Origin of the sequence: Candidatus Brocadia sapporoensis (assembly GCF_001753675.2) — a bacterium.
Taxonomy (GTDB): domain Bacteria; phylum Planctomycetota; class Brocadiia; order Brocadiales; family Brocadiaceae; genus Brocadia; species Brocadia sapporoensis.
Genome location: NZ_MJUW02000072.1, coordinates 1 through 21,416 on the forward strand (window position 1 = coordinate 1; position 21,416 = coordinate 21,416).

The 21,416-nt window shown below is 38.9% G+C and carries 20 protein-coding genes; 17 read left to right on the forward strand and 3 right to left on the reverse strand.

Annotated features, from left to right (window positions below; all coding sequences use genetic code 11):
- Positions 1-67: 67 nt before the first annotated feature.
- Positions 68-1,276, reverse strand: a complete 1,209-nt coding sequence (locus BIY37_RS06115) for a porin family protein (RefSeq protein ID WP_070066957.1) — start codon at positions 1,274-1,276, stop codon at positions 68-70.
- Positions 1,277-2,085: 809 nt separating this feature from the next.
- On the opposite strand from BIY37_RS06115, the gene BIY37_RS06125 reads away from it, so the two are divergent.
- From BIY37_RS06125 to BIY37_RS06170, 11 genes are all read left to right on the forward strand, one after another.
- A complete protein-coding gene (locus tag BIY37_RS06125; RefSeq protein WP_070066959.1) occupies positions 2,086-2,691 on the forward strand; it encodes a hypothetical protein in 606 nt (201 codons plus the stop codon).
- Between the two features lie 233 nt (positions 2,692-2,924).
- The gene (locus BIY37_RS06130) at positions 2,925-3,194 is read left to right on the forward strand and encodes an acyl carrier protein (protein ID WP_201789401.1); all 270 of its coding nucleotides are present in this window, start codon (positions 2,925-2,927) and stop codon (positions 3,192-3,194) included.
- Between the two features lie 72 nt (positions 3,195-3,266).
- A complete protein-coding gene (gene fabZ / locus BIY37_RS06135; protein WP_070066961.1) occupies positions 3,267-3,722 on the forward strand; it encodes a 3-hydroxyacyl-ACP dehydratase FabZ in 456 nt (151 codons plus the stop codon).
- 9 nt (positions 3,723-3,731) lie between these two features.
- Positions 3,732-4,958, forward strand: coding sequence for a beta-ketoacyl-[acyl-carrier-protein] synthase family protein (locus BIY37_RS06140; RefSeq protein WP_070066962.1), 1,227 nt, complete (start codon positions 3,732-3,734; stop codon positions 4,956-4,958).
- Positions 4,959-5,009: 51 nt separating this feature from the next.
- Positions 5,010-6,251, forward strand: coding sequence for a beta-ketoacyl-[acyl-carrier-protein] synthase family protein (locus BIY37_RS06145; RefSeq protein ID WP_070066963.1), 1,242 nt, complete (start codon positions 5,010-5,012; stop codon positions 6,249-6,251).
- Positions 6,252-6,299: 48 nt separating this feature from the next.
- On the forward strand, positions 6,300-7,715 hold the full coding sequence (locus BIY37_RS06150; protein ID WP_179129310.1) for a phytoene desaturase family protein: 1,416 nt from the start codon (positions 6,300-6,302) through the stop codon (positions 7,713-7,715).
- A gap of 4 nt (positions 7,716-7,719) precedes the next feature.
- Positions 7,720-9,180, forward strand: coding sequence for a B12-binding domain-containing radical SAM protein (locus BIY37_RS06155; protein ID WP_070066965.1), 1,461 nt, complete (start codon positions 7,720-7,722; stop codon positions 9,178-9,180).
- Between the two features lie 107 nt (positions 9,181-9,287).
- Complete coding sequence (locus BIY37_RS14045; protein ID WP_261340837.1) at positions 9,288-9,416, forward strand: hypothetical protein; 129 nt, start codon at positions 9,288-9,290, stop codon at positions 9,414-9,416.
- The gene (gene lpdA, locus BIY37_RS06160; protein ID WP_070066966.1) at positions 9,417-10,850 is read left to right on the forward strand and encodes a dihydrolipoyl dehydrogenase; all 1,434 of its coding nucleotides are present in this window, start codon (positions 9,417-9,419) and stop codon (positions 10,848-10,850) included.
- A gap of 70 nt (positions 10,851-10,920) precedes the next feature.
- Positions 10,921-12,618 carry an alpha-glucan family phosphorylase gene (gene glgP / locus BIY37_RS06165; protein WP_070066967.1) on the forward strand — a complete coding sequence of 566 codons (1,698 nt, stop codon included), beginning with the start codon at positions 10,921-10,923 and terminating at the stop codon, positions 12,616-12,618.
- A gap of 78 nt (positions 12,619-12,696) precedes the next feature.
- On the forward strand, positions 12,697-13,434 hold the full coding sequence (locus BIY37_RS06170) for an HAD family hydrolase (RefSeq protein WP_070066968.1): 738 nt from the start codon (positions 12,697-12,699) through the stop codon (positions 13,432-13,434).
- 16 nt (positions 13,435-13,450) lie between these two features.
- Here BIY37_RS06170 and BIY37_RS06175 read toward each other — a convergent pair whose 3' ends face one another.
- On the reverse strand, positions 13,451-13,924 hold the full coding sequence (locus BIY37_RS06175) for a 3-hydroxyacyl-ACP dehydratase FabZ family protein (RefSeq protein ID WP_070066969.1): 474 nt from the start codon (positions 13,922-13,924) through the stop codon (positions 13,451-13,453).
- A 288-nt stretch (positions 13,925-14,212) separates the two neighbouring features.
- Here BIY37_RS06175 and rplM point away from each other — a divergent pair, with 288 nt between their 5' ends.
- Both rplM and rpsI read left to right on the forward strand, forming a co-directional pair.
- The gene (rplM, locus tag BIY37_RS06180; protein ID WP_070066970.1) at positions 14,213-14,647 is read left to right on the forward strand and encodes a 50S ribosomal protein L13; all 435 of its coding nucleotides are present in this window, start codon (positions 14,213-14,215) and stop codon (positions 14,645-14,647) included.
- 77 nt (positions 14,648-14,724) lie between these two features.
- Positions 14,725-15,120 (forward strand): 30S ribosomal protein S9, encoded by a 396-nt coding sequence (gene rpsI, locus BIY37_RS06185; RefSeq protein WP_070066971.1) that lies wholly within the window; start codon positions 14,725-14,727, stop codon positions 15,118-15,120.
- Positions 15,121-15,122: 2 nt separating this feature from the next.
- On the opposite strand, the gene BIY37_RS06190 is transcribed toward rpsI, so the two are convergent.
- A complete protein-coding gene (locus tag BIY37_RS06190) occupies positions 15,123-16,058 on the reverse strand; it encodes an NAD-dependent epimerase/dehydratase family protein (RefSeq protein ID WP_070066972.1) in 936 nt (311 codons plus the stop codon).
- 226 nt (positions 16,059-16,284) lie between these two features.
- On the opposite strand from BIY37_RS06190, the gene BIY37_RS06195 reads away from it, so the two are divergent.
- The 4 genes from BIY37_RS06195 to BIY37_RS06210 all read left to right on the forward strand — a co-directional run bounded on the left by BIY37_RS06195 (position 16,285) and on the right by BIY37_RS06210 (position 21,272).
- Entirely contained in the window at positions 16,285-16,719 is a 435-nt protein-coding gene (locus tag BIY37_RS06195; RefSeq protein ID WP_070066973.1) for a BlaI/MecI/CopY family transcriptional regulator, read from the forward strand.
- A gap of 15 nt (positions 16,720-16,734) precedes the next feature.
- Positions 16,735-17,712: a M56 family metallopeptidase gene (locus tag BIY37_RS06200; RefSeq protein ID WP_070066974.1), complete on the forward strand. Its 978-nt coding sequence runs from the start codon at positions 16,735-16,737 to the stop codon at positions 17,710-17,712.
- Positions 17,713-17,722: 10 nt separating this feature from the next.
- Positions 17,723-19,054, forward strand: coding sequence for a TolC family protein (locus BIY37_RS06205; protein ID WP_070066975.1), 1,332 nt, complete (start codon positions 17,723-17,725; stop codon positions 19,052-19,054).
- A 214-nt stretch (positions 19,055-19,268) separates the two neighbouring features.
- Positions 19,269-21,272: a heavy metal-binding domain-containing protein gene (locus tag BIY37_RS06210; RefSeq protein WP_179129311.1), complete on the forward strand. Its 2,004-nt coding sequence runs from the start codon at positions 19,269-19,271 to the stop codon at positions 21,270-21,272.
- Positions 21,273-21,416 lie beyond the last annotated feature (144 nt).

Genomic DNA, 21,416 nt, shown 5'->3' on the forward strand with positions numbered 1-21,416 from the left:
CCTAACTATTCTGAGAAAATATTCTCTCTCACCATCCGTTTCGCTGAATAGTTACAAATTTTTTTAATTAAAATGCAGCCGATAACCCTAAGTAAAAAGTATTCCTTGTGTAGCCATTAAAGCTGTTATTATAATCGCTGTCTGTATAAGAATATGTAAAATTACCGAACAAGTTCTTATAAATGTCATATGTAAAAGTGGAAGTTACGCCCTTAAGTGTTTGCTCGGTTCCTGCGGTAACATATTTACCTACACCATAAAAAATTGATAAATTGTAATTAAGCCTTTCAGAAATTTGTCTCGATAAAGAAGCGGAAGTATTCCACTGATCGAAAAGATCAGCGATGTAAGGAGTCACTCCGTAATGCTTGTAAAATGAAACACCCATGCGTGTATTGGCATCTTTTTCATATCCAATTGAAGCACTGAAAAGTGGTTTGGTAAGTTCTTCATCATTGAATGATCTTATGAAATCAACCCCACCGCTCATGCTAACACTGATTTTCTTAGTAATGTTTTTTGTTACATTAGCTGCGATTTCATGCTGTAAGGCGTCCCTGTTATTGTCAAACTGCACATCGAAATAATCATATGATAATGAAAAAGATGTAAATGGTGTAAGTATATAATTCATCACAATTCCGGGTTTGTTTGAAAAAGAACCAGGTATGTTTATACCAGAATAATAATCCATAGTATTCGCATATCTTATGCTTGCAGAAAGTTGTTTATTGATATCTCTTGAATAATTGAAATTTAATCTGTTCTTAAAATATTCCCATCTGCCGTTCGGTCTTCCAAATTGATCAGAATTGAAATTTGTATCAGAAAACAAGGGTGCTTCACGATGACTAAAAACATTTGAAATGCTTACACGGTCATACGCAGAAAACTCATTGGTAAAACCAAAATTTAGATCTTCAGAAACATTGTCATAAACACTATTTTCTGCATAAGTATGATTTATTATTAAACTGGTTAGTGATAAAGACCTTCTTTTGCCAGTATAATTCATACCAACCGTGAAGCCTACATCCGTTATAAAATCGTTTATTTTGTTTTTTTTAGAAAAAGCGACATTGTCATCAAAGGTCTCACCAACCCGTAAGCTTTTGATCCCAATATCAAATCCTTTATATTTATAAGAAAGATAATCAGAAAGGTCTAAAATGGTGGGCACTACTCCGGCGTCAGAAGAGTAAATTTTTGAAATATCAGCTGAAAAAACAATCCCTAGGAATACGAATATTGCAATGTTTTTTATCAGTTTATTCACATTAATATCGCACAGGTACTTAAATTAGGATAAACTTGTTTGCCTTAGCTTTTTCACATTATATAAAGAGAAATGAGAATTGCAATTGAAAATAAAAATTCTTAATTCGATTAATAAGTCTAGAATAGTTTTCTCTCGAATTAGACACGAAAAGCTATGAAAACGGCATAATCTCTTAAATTTTAAGATGCAGATCAGCGCAGAATTAGTAGTAAGTTTGTATGAAATTGATAATATTTCTTGATTGACTTATAAGCGTTTTTATATAAAATAGTAAGTTTTATGGAAAAGACAAAGAGTAATAGAGTTTTTTGAGATAACCAAAATGTGGTATAAGATGGCCTTGCTGCCGAAGATTTAAACTATTTCTTCAGTGAGGCTTTTTTGTTTTCAATTTTTTTAAATAGCTGATGTGATAATCAAGTTTTAGTTTTCCATCGCCACTAACTGAAAAGGGATAAAGATGAGGAAAAAATTAGTCACAATATGCGGATGTTTGTGTGTCGTAGCCATAACAATCATAACAATTGTCGGTCGTGCGGATGCCAAAACAGGTGGAGAAAAAGGAGGAAAGCCTTTTAATCATAGACCAAAACCTGTGGATTGTATTCTTTTTGTTGTTGGGGGGGGTACGTTATTTTCAGTAAGATATCTAAGAAACATGGTGAAATAAACGAATTCAGATGACTGGTATAACAACACAAAAAATCAGCTTCATGCAAGTATGCTTCATTGAATAGTTCATAGATTTTGATATATTATTATGACATTTTTAGCTTGATATTTTTTGTTAGTAATGAGGGGGAACAATGTCAACAATTTTAAAAGAAGATGTTTTGCTTGGGAAAAACAGAGAGATTTCAACCAAGGAAAAAGTAGATAAAATAATGAATACCATCGTTGAGTCATCGGGAATGTTAGAAATTACAAAGACAGAGAATGTGGGAAACAATATATCACCAGGATTGAGGAAGCCAAAAAATGATGAGGCACAGCAATATATATTTAGTGGTGAAATAGTGCTTGAAGGCGAGAGAAGTTCCGACCTTGATGAAATGAGAAATCGGCTTACTAAAGAACTGAAACCCTCAGATGAAATAGAGCGAATTCTTGTGGATCGCATTATTTCGAGCGTTTGGCGATTGAAACGATGTCTAAAAATCGAAAGTCAGATATTAGAACACAATACGTCTTGTATTCAGGAGTACGAACAGGGATTTCTTCGGACGCGAAAGAGAACAAACAAGGAGATCTCACAATTAAAGGCATTAAAAATGATAGAAGATAAAAATGTGGAATTATCTAAATATGAAACCATGTTGGAGATTCAATTCTATAAGGCATTACGAGAGTTGGATAAATATAGGAGACGGGGGTTGCGGCAAGAAAAGAAGTTGCTAAGAGTAGCGAAGTAAGATCGAAAGGGAAACTTATTCATTGTAACATAATATATATTATCGGACGTTGCTGATTTGTTTTGTTTTTTAAGTCTGTCGTTTGTAATTTTTAATGAGTTTTACGACTTTCATTCGTGAGAATATTATTGACATTATAAATTATGTCTGCTACCATGTTTCGCTACACTCGAGTAAAAACGTACCGATATTGTCTTTCGTGTCAATGCCGTTTATCATGAAGGAGGATAATTTTGAACGCTGAAGAAATTGAAAAAGGTGTGACTGCAATAGTTGCAGAGGTTACAGAATTAGATGAAAAAGAAATTTGGGATAAAAGAGATGCAAATTTTTTTAAAGATCTTGAAATAGATTCCCTTTTGGCCCTTGAAATCCTGGCACTTATTGAGAAGAAATTTAAGGTGCAAATTCCTGAAGAAAAATTGGTGGACATTACTTCTTTAAGCGCCACAATCGATCTAACAAAATCTGTTCTGACAGAAAGTGGGAAACTTTCATCATAAATTAGTCAATGAGAAGTATTACATTAATACCGAGCATGTCTTTATGGTTGACAAAAAGAAGGATTCTGAAAAATGATTTTTTTTGAGGAAATACGGTCTCTTCTTCCTCAGAAATATCCTTTTTTATTTATTGATAAAGCTATTGAATTTGAAGAAGGGAAAAGAATTGTTTGTGTAAAAAACGTCTCCGGCAATGAACCAGTCTTTGTTGGACATTTCCCCGACTTTGCCATTATGCCTGGGGTATTAATTATTGAGGCGATGGCGCAGGCATCCATTATCCTATTCAAGAAAAGTCTCTCCGCTCAAAACACCAAGGACTCGGTCTTTTTATTAGCTTCAGTGAATAATGCCAGGTTCACAAAACCCATTTTTCCCGGCGATCAGCTTTTGATAGAGATTCTTATAGAAAAGATTGTATCCAAGGGGGCCATTATTCAGGCATCAGTAAAGGTTGGAGAAAAAACCGTTGCTAAGGCAAATTTGACCTTTGGAATTGCAGAAAAAAGCGCTTTAATATCTGGTTAATATATATTTATGAATAAACAGGTAGTTATAACAGGTGTAGGAATGATTACTCCTATCGGGTCAGGAAAGGAAAGATTTTGGAGTAGCCTCATTGCGGGAGTATCAGGTGTAGATGACGTGACGTGTATTGACACTTCCGGATATAAGGTTCACAAAGGATGTGAAGTGAAAAACTTCAGGTATTCTGACTATATTAAAAATGGTGTTCTGAAGAAAATCGGAAAGGGTTCACAATTTGCGATTGCAGCCACACGGCTTGCATTGGATGATGCCAGGCTTGATTTAAGTAAAGTAGCTCTGGAAAGGATTGGGGTGTCTGTAGGAACTACGGCAGGAGAAATACAGATCCTGGAGAAAGTCAATTATATCAGACACAAAGATGGAGAAGACAAGGTAGACCCCGATCTCTTTTTGATGCATCCCTGCAATAATATTCCAGCAAATGTTGCAATTGAGTTCGGTTTTAAAGGCCCAAATACGATTATACCAACTGCCTGCGCAGCCGGCAATTATGCAATTGGGTATGCTTATGATTTGATTAAATTTGGCAGGGTGGACATGATGGTCGCCGGAGGTTCCGACCCTTTTTCAAAAGTTGCTTATACAGGATTTGCAAGATTGGGCGCTATTGCTCCTGAGATATGCCAGCCATTTGATAAAAATCGGAAAGGTATGATGGTTGGTGAAGGCTCTGGCATGCTTCTTTTAGAGTCGCTCGATCATGCCGTGAAGAGAAATGCCAATGTTTATGCGGAAATTATTGGTTATGGCCTTAGTTGTGACGCATATCACATCACTATCCCTCATCCCGATGGAGAAGGTGTTGTTTCTGCTATGAAAAAAGCCTTAAAAAGCGCACACCTTCAACCGGAAGATGTCCAATATGTCAGCGCACATGGAACAGGAACTCCCGCTAACGATAAAGCAGAAACGATCTCTATTAAAAAGGTCTTTGGAAATAGACCTGAGCATCTCGCAATTAGTTCGATAAAATCGATGATTGGTCACACGATGGGTGCGGCCAGTGCCATAGAAGCTATTACATGTGCCTTGGTCGTTCAAAATGACATCATACCTCCTACAATCAATTATGAAACGCCCGATCCGGAATGTGATTTGGATTATGTGCCTAATATAGCAAGAAAGCAAAAGGTCGCTATCGCGCTGAATAATGCCCATGCATTTGGTGGTAACAACAGTTGTTTGGTGGTAAAAAAATTTACGGGTAAGACCTGAAATTAGACAGATCTCAGGAACTGTATACGTATCGATAAACAGAGGTTTGTGATGGAAAAAACTAGGATTGTTGTGACTGGTGTTTCTGTAATCTCACCGGTCGGAAGTAATAAAGAGGTTTTCTGGAAGAATTTAACCAATGGTGTATCGGGTATTAAACCGGTCACCTTGTTTGATGTAAGTAAATTTAAGAGTAAGCTGGCCGGTGAAATTTCTAATTTTGATGCAAAATCATACTTGGGGCAAAAAGGAATACGGCATATCGACAGAACATCCCTTCTTGTGTCATCTGCGACCATTCTTGCCATAAAAGACGCTAATTTAGAAAATAATACCTATGGTGGAGATGAATTAGGAATTGTCGTTGGCTCAACCTATGGAAGCATTGACAGCATTAGTTCTTTCGATTTTCAATCTTTACGTGAAGGTCCCAATTATGTCAATCCTATGGATTTTCCCAATACGGTATTGAATGCACCTGCTAGCCGTGCCTCAATCTTTTGTAAAGCCACGGGATTAAACACTACTATTTCAAACGGTATAACAAGCAGTATCGATGCAATCATCTACGCCTCCGATTTTCTTCGGATGGGCAGGGTAAAGGCTGTAATCGCCGGAGGTGTGCATGGATTAACACATGACATCTTTTGGGGAGCACACAATTCACAGATATTATCAGGGAGTAAGGGAGACGGTCTAGAAATTTCTGCACCCTTCGACAAAAGACGCAACGGAATGATCATAGGAGAAGCCTCTGCCTTGGTTATCTTGGAGACTTTAGAAGATGCATTAAAACGAAACGCGTCTATTTATGCTGAAATAAAGGGTTATGGAACTGCATTTGACCCAAAGATGGCTATTAGTAAGGATCATCAGGTAGATGGCAACAAAAGAGCCATGGTGAATGCCATCCACGATGCAAATCTGACGTTAAATGATGTTTCTTACATATCAGCAAACGCTTATTCTGGTATTTACGGTGATGCAATGGAAACCAAGGTTATTAAAGACGTTTTTGGTATGCGCGCTAATCTTATTCCTGTAAGTGCTATTAAATCAATGACAGGCGAATGCTATGACGCCTCTGGAGCATTGCAAGCGATCGCTGCTATAATGTCTATCAGCACAAACACAGTGCCACCAACAATTAACTATGAGGAACGGGATCCCGACTGTGATTTAGATTATGTCGCTAACACCTCAAGGGTCTTACCAGTCAAAAATGTCCTTATTAACACCTTCTCACGACTAGGAAACAACTCGTCCTTAATTATCTCCAAATATAAACCGTAATTCATGACACCTTCCAGCAAATGCATTCAATCCACGAAAAAGGATGCATTGTATCCTTATTATGATGTAATAATAATCGGTGCGGGTATAGCTGGCTTGGTTTGCGGTACATTTCTCGCCAGAAGCGGAAAAAAAGTAATTATCATTGAACAACATTCTATCCCCGGTGGATACTGCACATCCTTTAAAAGAAAGGGTTTCAATTTTGATGCGGCAGTTCATCATATTGGCGGTTGTGGAAAATGGGGTATTGTAGGGCGTTGTCTTAAAACGTTAGGTATTGAGATGGATTTTTATCCACTCGACCCAATGGACCATTTGATTTTTCCTCAATTTACCATAGAAATTCCAGCTGATTTAGATGAATATATCGCACGCTTACAAGATCGCTACCCATCATCAAAAGACAACGTCAAGCATTTCTTTCAGGATTTTCTCAAGCTCTATCGTGCAACATTTAATAACGAAAAAAGCCAAATTATCAACAAATACAAAAGCCAGACATATGCAGAAATGCTCAATACATTTTTTTATAATGATGAGCTCAAGATGGTACTTTCCGGTCAATGGGGTTACGTAGGTCTCCCCCCTACCAAGGCTTCTGCTATCGGTATGTGTCAAATGATGATCAACTACCTCAAAGACGGTGCCTTTTTCCCTGCAGGCGGTACACAAGAATTTGCGAATGCATTTATAAAGAAATTTATTGATTTTGGCGGACATGTTATGCTATCATCCAAGGCCGAAAAAATTTTGTGTACCGGCAAAACTGCTGTTGGCATTGCGTTGCAAGAAGGGAAAGAACTATTATCAAATCTGGTCGTTTCAAACATCGATGCAAAACAAACTTTTTTTGATTTGCTTGAAGGAAAATTAGATACACGGTTCCTACAAAGAATTGAGAAAATGAAAGAAAGTTGTTCCTTTTCTCTTCTGTACTTGGGCATCGGTAAAGGCTTAGATCTAGGCAAATTACAAAGAGGGTTTTATCATAGTGCCACAGACGCGACATATAGTGATCCAGAGTGGTTATACGTTTCGATTCCAACAAAGATATGCCCAACACTTGCCCCGCCGCATAAACAGATAATCTCTGTGGTGGTTTATCATGAAAAAAAGAAATATAACGATATTACGAATTGGAAATCTTTTAAGGAAACCATGATAGAAGACACAATAAGTCGGATAGAAAAATACGTTCCTGATATAAAGAGATATATAGAAGTACTAGAAGCGGCTACCCCAAGAACTTTGAAGCGGTATACGTTAAATACTGATGGGGCTGCTTATGGGTGGGAGGTTAGTGTAGATCAAATAGGGGATAACATGCTTTCCCATGAGACACCGATAGAAAATCTGTATTTAACCGGCCATTGGACAAGGCCTGGCCCTGGAATTTGTGCAGTTGTGTCTTCTGGATGGGGTGTAGCAAACTTAATCATGGAGAAGGAGAAACGGAGGTAACTTTATGAAAAGAAAAATGATGTTAATTAACCCACACAAACCGGGAAGACACGGTGAAGAAAGTATTACGGTAATAGTTCAGATGCCTTTGAATCTTGCTTACATTGCTGCACTTACACCAGGTGATTGGGAATTTGATGTCATCGATGAGAATCTGGAATTAGCAATCAATGATAATGACGAAATTACTTTTAAGCCCGTTGATCTTGTCTGTATTACGGCAGTTACCTATCAATCTCCCCGTGCTTATAAAATCGCTCAAGCTTGCAGGAAGAGAGGTATGACGGTAATTATGGGTGGTATACATGCTTCTGTAGTGCCTGAAGAAGCAGCAAATTACGTTGATGCTGTATTTGTGGGCGAAGCAGAAGAAGTATGGCCACAGGTTATAAAGGATTTTGAAGCGGGAAAACTGAAAAAACGTTATGAGGGAGGATTACCACCCCTTAGCCTGATGAAAAAGGTATATCCAAACCGGGAACTTATGAAGAAAAAATACAATTATAAGTTTTCTTCTATTGTCACGACAAAAGGGTGTCCGAATTATTGTGATTTCTGTAGTGTGCCTACTTTCCAGGGCAGAAAATTCAGGGAAAGACCTTATGAGGACGTTCTGGCAGAAATGGCGGCAACAGATTATATGGGTCTAATGCTTGCAGAAGACAATTTCTACGGACACGGGAAAAAGTCAAACGAGAGAGCAAGAGATCTTTTTAAGGGGATGGTGGAGCGTGGTATACATAAAGACTGGTTAGGATTCACCGCCTTAAATATCTCCCAAGATCCTGAAACATTAGATTACATGGCCAAGAGCGGTAATTTTGGCATGCTTATTGGCATCGAATCCACCAATGAAGCTGTTTTAGAGAAGATGAACAAACGGGTAAATCTTAAATTGGGCACCGACAGCTATTTTGATTGTATCCAAAAAATACACAATGCAGGTTTAGTTGTTTGGGGTTCCGTAGTGTTTGGAGCAGATGGAGATGATAAAGATTCCTTTAAACGAATGACGGAGTTTATATTGGAAAATAATATTGATATTCTTACCTTCGGTATTAACTGTCCATTCCCAAAGACACAGCTCTATGCAAGACTGGATTCGGAAAAAAGGATTTTTAGAAAGAATTATCCAGAGGATTGGCAATATTATGACACAGCGCATGTTGTTCATCGCCTCATTGACATGACATTAGAAGACTTTATTGAGGGTATGCAGTATGTTTATGATCATGTATATGCGGGAGATAATTTACGTATGCGCTTTAGGAATTCTATTAAGACAACAAAAAATCCACGGAACTCCATGTTCGCCTTTAGGGTAGGTTCCGATTGGAAACAAGTGTTCGAACAGGTCCTGCAGAATTTAAAAGAGTTATATGATTCAGGTGATTATTATAAAGATTGCTATAAATCAGGTACGGTAACTGTTTCAAAACCCGTAATGGAGACGGCCACTACTTAACACAAACAAATTACGTATTATTGAATTTCAAATTAAAGATTTTGTCAAAAAACACAAGTAATTGATCTCTGCAAAATTTTTTTCTTCTAAAGAGGAGGTAAAATGTCATGATAGGCAAATTGTTATCCTTGTCTATGGAAAAATCAGTTGTTCCAGATATTAGTCCAAAGGCTATTATGATTATTGCTATTGCACTGATATTCGTTATTTTATTCACATGGAAAAAGGAGGGATAATTGCCTCGGAAAAACTCTGCCTTTGATCTTGTAATCATTGGCGGCGGACCAGGCGGTTATGTATCGGCTATAAGAGCCGCTCAACTTGGGATAAAAACTGCTCTTATTGAAAAAGATAAGGTGGGAGGTGCCTGTTTGCATCAGGGTTGTATTCCAACAAAGGTGCTTCTTCGCGCAGTTGAACTTTATGTGCGATTTTCTCGGGTAAAAGAATTTGGAATTACGGTCGAAAAACTAAGAATTGATTATTCGCAGTTGCATAGACGGAAAGAGTCTGTTGTTAAAAGACTATTTCATGGAGTCCAGTTTCTTCTCAAAAAAAATGGAGTCGAGGTTTTCGATGGTGAAGGATATCTCGAATCATCAGATACCGTTTTAATCAAAAAAGACGGAATAGACACTTACCGTGTCACGGCAAGAAATATTATCTTGGCCACCGGTTCACTTCCATTTATTCCCAACAACATTCCATACGATCGCAAATACGTTCTTACCAGCAATGATATTTTAGTATGCGAGGAGATCCCTAAGTCCATAATCATAGCGGGTGGTGGTGCTGTTGGGATTGAGTTTGCCTATCTCTTTAATGCTTTGGGTGCGAAGGTGACAGTTCTTGAATTTTTCAATGATATCCTCCCCGCAGAAGACAAGGAGATTAGTTCGACGTTACGGAGGATTTTCAATAAGAGAGGGGTTGAAATATTAACAAGCTCTTCTTTAGAAAAGGTCACAATCGATGATGGTGTAATGGCAGAGATTAAAAAAGTTGACGGCACCCTTCACCCCCCTGCCACAAGCGGTAATCAAGAATTTATAAAAGCCGATTGTTTACTCCTTGCATTAGGAAGAAAACCAGCCGTGACAAACATAGGAATAGAAAATTTGCCAGTAAATTACCAGGGGAAATATCTGCAAACAAATAAAGTTATGGAAACAAGCCAAAGAGGTCTCTTTGCTATTGGCGATATTACCGGCCCCCCCCTTCTCGCGCACAAGGCGTCGCATCAAGGGTTGCTCGTCGTTTCTCACATAGCAGGCAAGGAGACAACGCCAATGAATTATCAAAGCATACCTGCGGCAACGTATTGCTCCCCACAAGTTGCGAGTATGGGTCTCACCCAGGAAGATACGGAGAAAAGAGGATACAAAACCAGGATAGGAAAATTTCCTCTTATTGCAAACAGCAAGGCAATCATAGATGATGAATACGAAGATGGATTTTTGAAAATTATTTCAGATGATAAACACGGTGAGATATTAGGGGTACATGCTATAGGATCCAATGTGAGTGAATTGATGTGGGGCATGTCTCTTTCAAAAATTTTAGAAGGAACAGCATTTGAGTTGGCGAATACAATATTTCCCCACCCTACCCTCTCTGAGGCTATTCTGGAAGCTGCCCATGCAATTGTTGATAGACCCATCCATATGTAAATGAATTTACCTTTATTTTGAAACCTTACGTTCAACGAAAGGAAGGACAGCATCGCCTGTCTGGATACCCATGAATAACGAAGCTGCGATTGCCTATTTTTCTATGGAAATTGGTCTTTCAAACGACATTCCTACATATAGTGGTGGTCTCGGTATTCTGGCAGGAGACACGATAAAATCAAGTGCCGATCTGGAAATACCGATTGTCGCCGTTACCCTGATTTCAAAGAAAGGTTTCTTTTCTCAGGATATCAACAATGAGGGAAAGCAAATCGAACATGCGGTAGACTGGGACCCCTCAAGGTTTATGGTGCGCCTGCCAAAAAAAGTTGAGGTTCAAGTTGAAGGACGCAGTGTTTTTCTTCAAGCCTGGTGTTATACAGTGCGAAGTATTGCTGGTGGAGAAGTAGACGTCTTGTATCTTGATACGGATGTTGAGGAGAATACAAAGGAAGACAGAGAAATTACGGATGTCTTGTATGGTGGTGATATGCAGTACCGCCTGAAACAGGAGATCATACTCGGCATTGGCGGAGTACGAATGCTTCGCGCTCTCGGGTATCACATTAAAAAGTACCATATGAACGAGGGACATGCAAGTTTATTGACCCTGGAATTGCTCTTGCTCTATAAACGAGACGTTGAAAGTGTTTGGGACGAAAATTGGATCTGGGATGCCGATAGAGTAAAAGACTTATGTGTCTTTACAACCCATACTCCCATTGAAGCAGGTCACGATCGCTTTTCTTACGATCTGGTACAAAAAGTGCTCGGTGAGATTATACCGTTGGAAGTATTGAAAAGATTCGGCGGAAAACAATATTTAAATATGACGCTTCTTGCATTAAATCTGAGTAATTATGTAAATGGCGTGGCCAAAAAACATGGTGAGGTATCGAAAAACCTCTTCCCGGGGTATGAAATTCATGCTATTACCAACGGGGTACACTCATTTACCTGGACGTGTGAGAGTTTTAAGCGTTTATATGACAAATACATTCCGGGTTGGGCTAACGAACCGGAGCTACTTGTCCGCACGGAGATTATTCCTGACGAAGAGGTGTGGGAAGCACATATCCAGGCAAAAAGTGAGCTTGTCGATTATGTTAAAAAGGTTACTGACATAAAGATGAGTCCTGATGTATTAACAATTGGATTTGCGAGGAGATTTACATCGTATAAAAGGGCGGACTTAATGTTTTTTGATCTTAAACGGTTTCTGAAAGTCTGTGAAAAAGGAAGGGTTCAGATCATTTATTCAGGAAAAGCCCATCCGAAAGATACCCCCGGGAAAGATATTATAAAAAAAATTGTAGAAATTGCGAAAGCCATTAACGACAATGTCACCATTGTATTCATAAAAAATTATTGTATCGAGGTGGCCTTAAAACTGGTTTCCGGAGTGGATATATGGCTTAATACGCCTTTGCGTCCACGGGAGGCGTCTGGTACGAGTGGTATGAAAGCTGTGCACAATGGGGTAATTAATTTTAGTATCCTGGATGGGTGGTGGATCGAGGGTCACATTGAGGGCGTAACTGGATGGTCAATCGGTCCAAAGCCAGTCGAATCCTCATTGATACCTGTTAGTGATGCAACTGATGCCGAAGATTTATACTACAAACTGGAAAATCTTATTATTCCCATGTATTATAACGATAGAGGCCAATGGATCAGGGTAATGAAAAATTCGATCAGCAAACTCGCGTACTATTTCAATACCAACCGCATGATGCGTAGATATGTGACGGAGGCGTATTTAAGATAGTTGTGTGCATTGAAAACGGCTTGCACTGCAATATCTGTCCATTTTAGCATTCTCAATTGTTGAAAGGTTTATTATTCGATGTTGGTAAAGCATTCCTGTATAAAGCAAGATGCTAAAAATATTAAGGCGATTATTCTTGACCTGGATGACACTTTGTATGATTGCAGCGGCACCCTTGTATTACGGGGGAGAAAACATGTTGCAAAAGTGATTGCCAGATTGATCAATTGTTCTGAAGAGGAAGCGTATCATCTGCAATTGGAGATGGAAAAAAAATATGGAACAAGTGCGAATATCTACGAAAAAATTGTGTCAGCGCACCACCTTCCACATAACCACGCCAAGGAGTTATTGAAAGAATTTATTCGCGTTGACATCATCGGTATCTCCCTCTTCCCTGACGTAATTGAAACTCTACAGCAACTTAAAGTACAAGGTTACAAGCTAATCCTTGTTACCTCCGGAGAAAAAAAGATACAAAACCGAAAGATTCATGCGCTCGGACTAAGTCATAACTATTTTGACGATATTTTCATTGCGGATAGAGGAAATGGGCAAACGAAATATGATTATTTCAAAGAAATTATACAACAGTACAATTTGAGACCGGAAGAGATCATTTGTGTTGGGGATAAAATAGACGATGAATTAACTTCGAGTAGATCTTTGGGAATGATTACCGTGATGGTGGAACATGGAAGACATTATAAAACATATCTGAAAGAACAGGACAAATGCATCAAGCCCGATTATTCTATAAGACAAATTAAAGATATTTTAAGAATAACCACTACGAGTTCTTTCACAATACGCTAATTTAAATATCCTATTATCACACCACCATTCCAATAATAACACCTTCAAAGACAAGTTTTCCGTTCACAACCCCCTGGGTGTCAAAGATAGCTCTTCGTGAACGCAATTCTGTATTTTTTGCAATTAAAATGAGTTTGTCACCAGGCACAACTTTTCCCCGGAATTTAACTTTATCAATACCACCGAAACCAAGAAATCGTTCGTCTTGCGTGATCTTTTTGTAATAATACGTACACAGTTGTGCCGCTGCTTCAAGCATAAGCACTCCTGGCATTAGTGGACGGCCGGGAATATGTCCTCGTACCCAGAACTCTTCATTTGAAATATCTTTATAACCTACAACAATTTTTTGCTCTGGGTCAAATTTTATAATACCGTTCAACTGTTCCATTTCATGTCTGTGGGGTATTACAGAACGAACGGTTTCAATACCGATCAATACCTTATTTAAATCTAAACTACTTAAATCAATTAAAATATCCTGTGACATAATCGTTTATTGGGAGATTTGCTGATAAAGAGGTTAAATAAAATAGAGTTTACTTACCACGAAAATAACTTTGATATATGTTAATAATTCAGGCGATACGATGTCAATGAAAATCCTTTTTCAAATGAAAATATTATTGACAATTACAAGTTGTTTTGATATAAGTTATACGCACTATTAAGGGTAAGTACTAAGAATTAAAAATGATTATTTTTGTGGTTGTAAACGCAAAAGCGCCCTATTAATTATAAGGCGCTTTTAATTTTAACGGTTTTAAGGATAGACACAATGAATACGTTTATGTCAAAAAAAGAAACTGTAAAAAGAAATTGGTATATTGTTAATGCTGAGGATAAAGTCTTGGGACGGATGTTAACCACTGTTTCCAGGGTTCTTCAGGGAAAGCACAAACCGGAATATACGCCTCACGTGGATGCAGGAGATTTCGTTATCATAACGAATGCAAGCAAGATAAAGCTCACCGGTAAAAAGATGCAGGAGAAGATCCACTATTATGTAACTGGTTTTCAAGGCGGCTTGCGGAAGCGGATGGTTGGAAAGACCTTGGAAACAGCGCCCGAAAAGGTATTGAGCCGATCTGTAAGAAGGATGTTGCCAAGATCTAAACTGGGTAAGACTATGTTAAAAAAATTAAAAATATACGCCGGTGCTGAGCATCCACATCAGGCTCAACAGCCGAAAGATCTGGTTATTCGTAACTAATTCAATGCATATAAATTTCATTAAAAAAGTTTGGCATAGACAAGCGTAGTCGTCCATGCCTTTTTGAGGAGGAAGAAGTGTCAACTGAACAATATTTTTGGGGTACGGGAAGACGAAAATCATCTGTAGCACGAGTAAGGATAAAAAAGGGTAATGGAAAAATTATGGTCAATGATAAGGATCTGGACTCCTATTTTCCCATTGATCGGGATAGAGGTGTGGTACGGTTTCCTTTAAAAACTACAAAGACATTAGGAGAATTTGATGTGCTAGTAAATGTAAAAGGAGGCGGTATAACTGGCCAGGCAGGTGCTATATCCCTTGGCATTGCTCGTGCGCTATTTAAATCCAATTCTACTTTTGTTGAAACCTTACGCAATGATGGCTTATTAACGCGAGATAGCAGAATGAAAGAACGAAAAAAATATGGACGTAAAGGCGCAAGAAAGAGCTTCCAATGGACAAAAAGATAATTCTACTTTGTTGATTGTAATTTTTTATAATACTCTGTCGCTAATCTGATACCTTCTTCAAAGGTAACTTTTGGTTCCCAATTGAGCTCCTTTTTTGCCTTTGAGCTGTCCAAACTGATATGATCTATTTCTCCAGGGCGTTTCTGGCTAAAAATCGGCTCAATCTGAGATTCCAAAGCCTTTCTAACGGTATGAAATACCTCCAAGTCTGAAATCTGTTTCCCCCAACCCAAATTGTAAATTCCTCCATCTCCCACGTTACCGAGGACCATAAGGTTCGCCGCTACAATGTCTTCTACATAGACATAATCTCTCGTTTTGGAACCATCGCCAAAAATTGTGGGTGGTTTGTTCTGCAGGAGTAGTTCACTAAAAATTGCCACTACACCAGCCTCACCATGCGGAGATTGTCTTGGCCCATATACATTTGGATAGCGCAAGACGGTAAAATTCAAGCCATATAATTTATAAAAAATAGACAAATAATGTTCTACGGTGTGCTTGCTAACACCATATTGCGAAAGAGGCTCAACGGGACATGTTTCCTGAACAGGTAAATCCTTGGGTTCTCCATAAACGGCACCGCCAGTCGAGACGTAAATGAACTTTTTAATTTGATATTTTTTTGACAACTCACAGAGATTGAGGGAGCCAAGAATATTAATATTTGCGTCATAAACTGGCATTTCCACCGATTTACGTACATTGACGTGAGCTGCGTGGTGATTTACGATCTCAGGTCTTTCTCTTTTAAATACCTCTTCCAAAGCTTGAGCATCACAAATGTCTGTCAGATAAAATGATGCCTTAGGGTTAACGTTTTCTTTTTGCCCGGCAGAAAGATTATCAACTACAATCACGCGATGACCATGTGCAATCAAGCGGTCTACTAAATGGGAAGCAATAAAACCAGCGCCACCGGTAACAAGTATCTTCATAAATAAAGTCCCCCTTTTTTGGTATTGTTATACGTTTTGCAATGTGGCCAGATCAGGGTTATCATTATAGCAAAATTATGAAATTAATCAATAAACATAAATTATTCTTGCAAATTCTACACTGTGTAGAATATAATCATGCCTATAATGCACGGCTCATAATAAGTACCTTTACTCAAAAAGATCGTGTCAATTTTAAGACCTTTTTCTTGCAAAAGAATACCTTATGGGTAAACAGTTGAAATTCAATTTCAATCCTTTTAAAGAAGGATTGAACCATGTCTTAGGGACTCTGGAGAAAGATATTATGGAGGTATTGTGGAAGCACGGAGAGTCATCGGTAAAGGACATTTTGGATACTCTTCCGGCCGGCAGAAACATTTCATATTCTGCAGTGATTACCGTTACCAATCGAATGACCAAGAAAGCGCTTCTTCAGAAAAGGAAAGTGGGAAAGGCGTATTTTTATACGCCTATCTACGATAGAGAGAAATTCTTTGAAATTATATCAAAAAAAGTCGTGGAAGGAATTTCGGGATTTTCTCTTCAGTCAGCAATGGTGCATTTTGTGGACTATATGTCGCAAATGGATCCAGAAAAAATTGAATATTTTTCCAAACTGATCGAATCCAAGAGGCAATCATTATCAAAAAAACGTTGAGAATTCAAAGTAAACATGAAACACGTAATCATAGACCAACAAGGAAAGGCACAATTATATTTTTTGCTGATAGTGTTTATCAATCTCACAATCTTTTCATTGATTGTTACTGGCGTTGTGATTGGCATCAAAGGGTATATATCTGATACCAGGTCTGTGTATACATCGATAACCTGCTGTGAGAGTATCTGCTCAACATGTTTTTTTACCTTGCATACCATAGCTACGATACTTCCCTGGGTCTGCATTGTAATACTTTTTGTTGGAATATGTGCAGCCATTTATAAAGCGCTATACATACCCTATAGAAATAACAGCTTGATCCACTCTCTCCCGTCTCTTTCCATTGAGTGCTATCCCAAATTAAAAAATATTGCTCACCGTATGCACTTTCACAATCAACTTGTGCTTTTAGACAACAGCGAATTACGTTACGCTTTTACATCGGGACTATGGAAGCCAAAAGTATATATATCTCTGGGCTTGTGTTTTTATTTAACAAGAAAGGAACTCCAGGCCGTACTCCTTCACGAGGCTCAACATAAAAAGAACAAAGATCCATTAAAATTATTTATTATACAAATATTGTATGCACTCAATTTTTTCCTTCCGATTAATCATTATTTGTTAGATCAATTTTCTTCCGCATCGGAGAAGGCAGCAGATGATAGCGCTGTAAATGTTTCCAGAGAGCCTATAGAACTGGCGAGCGCACTTGTAAAGATATGCAAATCTAATCAAACAGCAGCGTTATATCCATTTGTCTCTTATTTCAAAGGACAAAATGTTACAGAAGACCGAGTAAGACGTTTGCTGGAGCCGCAGATGCCTCCCCCCGATCTTTTTAAAGTTTACCTGTATTCTTCCAGTTTTTTATCTCTTTTTATTGCTACGATATTATTTTTGTCTTTATTTTATAAATTCTTACTACCTGCGTATGCCCCTGACTGTGCAGCTAAAACATGTCACATAGTCAGGTGCGGACAATCCTAATTTACAATATATGAATAGAATACTATCAAAAATATTTGTTCTCGTCTCCATCCTGCTTGTTTCTCATGCCATCGCCATTGCCCAGGACAAATACAACATTACGGCTGTGAAACAAACGAACAACAAGAACGTTATTATTGAAATGAGTGAGACGGACGCCCCCTTGGACTTAAAATGGTTGATTCAGGAGGCAATGGAACATAATCCGGAAATTATTGCAGCTCAAAAACGTTTAAACGCTGCAAAAGCAAAGATTTCACAAGCTAAATCCTTGGACGACCCTAATATCAGTATTGGTTCTTATCGGGCGTCTAATAGCCCCATTAGTGCCGAAGGTCAAGCCGATTTTTTTTCACGGCAACTTGGCGCATCCCAAAAGATACCTTTTCCTGGGAAACTGCGTTATAGAGGTGAGGTGGCTGCAGAAGAATCTAAAATAGTGGAAAAAGACCTGCAGTCTAAAATACAGGAAATTATAGCCCTTGTAAAATCTGCTTTTTACGAACTTTATTACATTAACAATGCTATTGACATTACGGACGAAAACAGAGAGCTATTGCGCAAGTTTGCTAAGATCGCAGAAACAAAATATTCCGTAGGTAAGGCAACCCAGAGGGATGCGCTTGCAGCACAGGTCGAATTGTCTACCTTGGCTAATAATCTCATTGTTTTGAACAAGGAAAGGGAATCAATTATCGCCCGATTAAACATCTTATTGGACAGACCCACACAGACCCCTTTGGGGAAACCCCGCTCTTTTGAAAAGCATACCCTTAATTTAACAATAAAAGAATTAGAAGGCCTTGCAGTTAATAATAGTCCGGAGCTTAAAAAGTTTGACCATGCTATTAAGAAGAATGAAGCGTCCTTAAAACTTTCAAAAAAGGATTATTACTTTTCAGACATTGAACCCATGGTTGAATATATGCAAATGGATGGAATGCCTGACGCATGGACTACAAAACTTACTTTTAATGTACCATGGTTGTGGTCTAAAAACCGGTCGAAGGTTAAGGAGGCCAATGAAGATCTTTCCGCTGCCAGGTCTGATTATCGCTTCATTAACAATAAGACTTTTTTTGAGATAAAAGATTTTTTAACCAAAATACACTCCTCTGAAAGCACAACAAATCTTTATGAGACAGGCGTTATTCCTCAGGCCGAACAATCATTAAAGGCCGCGCGCATTGGATACGAAACAGACAAGGCAGATTTTCTTACCCTGATCGACAGCCAACGGATTCTTTTAAACTCAAGACTACTTTACTATAGGGCACTGACCGATTATGAGCAAAACCTGGCAAACATGGAAAGGGCTATAGGAATGCAGTTGACGCAATAAAACCCGTGCTTAGCTTTCTGCCATTAATGATATACCAAAGCTAATTGCTAATTGTCGATTGCTGATGGCTGAGCACTTATCATAAAAGTTAAGAAAGGAACGTTATATGTCTTTCAAACAATTTCTTCAAAAACACAAATATTTCGATAAAAAAGGGTGGCATGGACAAACTTGTTTGTCCATGCCTGGCTTGATGTTTAGAAATTTTAAACTGATGGTACAACCGTCCCGGTTGCGCAAAGAAAAAAATCACCGAAGGCGTACTTTCATCAAACCTACGCTTGCTATCCTTAGTATCCTTTCCAGCATTTATGCACAGCACCTTGTAGTGATAAGGCGCACCTTGCCACCACAAGACGTATTCAGCCTTGTTTCTTCCGCAAACGCTGAAGAAGCAAAGGAAAAGAAGATACTCTACTGGACATGCGGAATGCACCCTTCCGTGAAAATGGATAAACCCGGTAAATGTCCTATTTGTGCAATGGACCTCGTTCCGGTTTATGAAAAAGGAGTAGCTGGTGAAAAAGAAGAAGGCACACTGACTACCGTAGAACTGGGTGAACGTGCCCGTAAACTGGCGCGTGTCAAAACGGACGTTATTACTTATCGGTCATTAACCAAAGATATTTATACGGTAGGATTGATAGATTATGATGAAAGACTTACGGCCTTTGTGTCGGCGTGGATCCCGGGCAGAATTGATAAACTCTTTGTTGATTTCACTGGCACAGAAGTAGTAAAAGACGAAGCCATGGTCTGGATATACAGCCCGGAACTGGTATCTACACAGGAAGAATATCTTTTAGCATGTGAGACCCTGGAAAAAGTAAAGAAAAGCCCCTTCCCAGAAGTAATAAATGGCGCTAAATCACTTATTGATGCATCCAGAAGGAGATTATTATGGTGGGGTGTCACAGAAAAACAGATTTCAGAGCTTATAAAAGATAAAAAGGTAAAGCAACATACGATCATATATGCCCCTATCAGCGGTACTGTTATCGAGAAAAAAGTGCTGGAAGGCCAATACGTTATGCAAGGCGGGATGATATACACGGTTGCCGATCTTTCGAACATATGGATGAAGGCCAATGTTTATGAATATGAAATGGCATGGGTAAAGGTTGGGCAGGAAGTAGAGATCACGACCCCCGCATATCCGGGAGAGGCTTTTATTGGGAAAGTTGCCTTTATAGAGCCGTTCCTTGACGATAAGACACGCTCGGTAAAGATTCGCTGCGATATCCCTAATCATCAGCTAAAACTCAAACCATCAATGTACGTCAACGCCCGCATACGGATACCGGTTGAAGAACTTGGAAGTGAAGGTGAACGTTATGTGAGTGGACTGGATTACTTCTGTCCCAATCATCCGGAAATTAAATCCAGCAGACCGGGCATATGCCCTGAAGATAATCTCCCCTTTGCAAAGAAATCCCCTTCGCAAATAGAACTAGTTACTGCTGCCAGTATGGCTTCGTCGCAAGGAGAAATTGAGTATGAATATGTATGTCCCATGGAATGCTACAGCTCCAAAGAACCCGGTAATTGCCCAGTGTGCGGCATGAAGCTTGAGAAGGCAACTGTTAAGGCTTTAGGCAAGAAGTTAACATGCATTTGTCCACAAGAATGGGATCCAAAGGCAGCGCCAAAATCATGCCCTATATGCGGTATGTTACTAAAAAAGAGTATGACGATAACCTTGCCTAACGGTGAAGAAAAACATAAATTCGTGTATATGTGTCCGATGGCGTGTATGACCTCTGAGAAACCAGGAGAATGTCCTGATTGTAAAAGGCAGATGGGCAGATGGGAGGTCAAAGAAGGGTTAAGGATAACAGCGCAAAAAATAGAACTCAAAAGACGCAGCGTTTATGCCTGCCCCATGCATCCGGAGATAGTTTCCAATCAACCAGGGAATTGTAATAAATGCGGAATGAATCTTGGAAAAACTATCCAGGTGCTTGCCATCCCAGCCACCGCAGTGTTAGACACAGGCATACGAAAGATTGTTTATATCGATAAAGACAATGGACAATATATAGGAAAAGAAGTCGCTCTTGGTCTAAAAGCGGGTGATTACTATCCCATCTTGGATGGACTTGAAGAGGGAGATAAAGTGGTTACATCCGCAAACTTCCTCATCGACTCCCAGAGTCAGCTTACCGGCGGAGCCAGCGCTTTGTACGGAGGATCGATGGAATTTAAGGAAGAAAAATAATCTTTGAAACCACCGATTACACAGACAAATACAGACATTCTGTAATTTCTCTTTCAATGCAAAAAAATTTTAAAGTTTCTCATTGTACCATTTACCCACCCCTAAATCCCCTCCCAAGAGGGACTTTGTAATTCCCCTCTCGGG

What these genes read in the sequence shown, in the direction of transcription:
- BIY37_RS06125 (WP_070066959.1), top strand. Translation starts at nt 2,086, where the DNA reads ATGTCAACAATTTTAAAAGAAGATGTTTTGCTTGGGAAAAACAGAGAG.
- fabZ (WP_070066961.1), top strand. Translation starts at nt 3,267, where the DNA reads ATGATTTTTTTTGAGGAAATACGGTCTCTTCTTCCTCAGAAATATCCT.
- BIY37_RS06140 (WP_070066962.1), top strand. Translation starts at nt 3,732, where the DNA reads ATGAATAAACAGGTAGTTATAACAGGTGTAGGAATGATTACTCCTATC.
- BIY37_RS06145 (WP_070066963.1), top strand. Translation starts at nt 5,010, where the DNA reads ATGGAAAAAACTAGGATTGTTGTGACTGGTGTTTCTGTAATCTCACCG.
- BIY37_RS06155 (WP_070066965.1), top strand. Translation starts at nt 7,720, where the DNA reads ATGAAAAGAAAAATGATGTTAATTAACCCACACAAACCGGGAAGACAC.
- BIY37_RS14045 (WP_261340837.1), top strand. Translation starts at nt 9,288, where the DNA reads ATGATAGGCAAATTGTTATCCTTGTCTATGGAAAAATCAGTTGTTCCA.
- glgP (WP_070066967.1), top strand. Translation starts at nt 10,921, where the DNA reads ATGAATAACGAAGCTGCGATTGCCTATTTTTCTATGGAAATTGGTCTT.
- BIY37_RS06170 (WP_070066968.1), top strand. Translation starts at nt 12,697, where the DNA reads ATGTTGGTAAAGCATTCCTGTATAAAGCAAGATGCTAAAAATATTAAG.
- BIY37_RS06175 (WP_070066969.1), bottom strand. Translation starts at nt 13,924, where the DNA reads ATGTCACAGGATATTTTAATTGATTTAAGTAGTTTAGATTTAAATAAG.
- rplM (WP_070066970.1), top strand. Translation starts at nt 14,213, where the DNA reads ATGAATACGTTTATGTCAAAAAAAGAAACTGTAAAAAGAAATTGGTAT.
- BIY37_RS06190 (WP_070066972.1), bottom strand. Translation starts at nt 16,058, where the DNA reads ATGAAGATACTTGTTACCGGTGGCGCTGGTTTTATTGCTTCCCATTTA.
- BIY37_RS06195 (WP_070066973.1), top strand. Translation starts at nt 16,285, where the DNA reads ATGGGTAAACAGTTGAAATTCAATTTCAATCCTTTTAAAGAAGGATTG.
- BIY37_RS06200 (WP_070066974.1), top strand. Translation starts at nt 16,735, where the DNA reads ATGAAACACGTAATCATAGACCAACAAGGAAAGGCACAATTATATTTT.
- BIY37_RS06205 (WP_070066975.1), top strand. Translation starts at nt 17,723, where the DNA reads ATGAATAGAATACTATCAAAAATATTTGTTCTCGTCTCCATCCTGCTT.
- BIY37_RS06210 (WP_179129311.1), top strand. Translation starts at nt 19,269, where the DNA reads ATGGTACAACCGTCCCGGTTGCGCAAAGAAAAAAATCACCGAAGGCGT.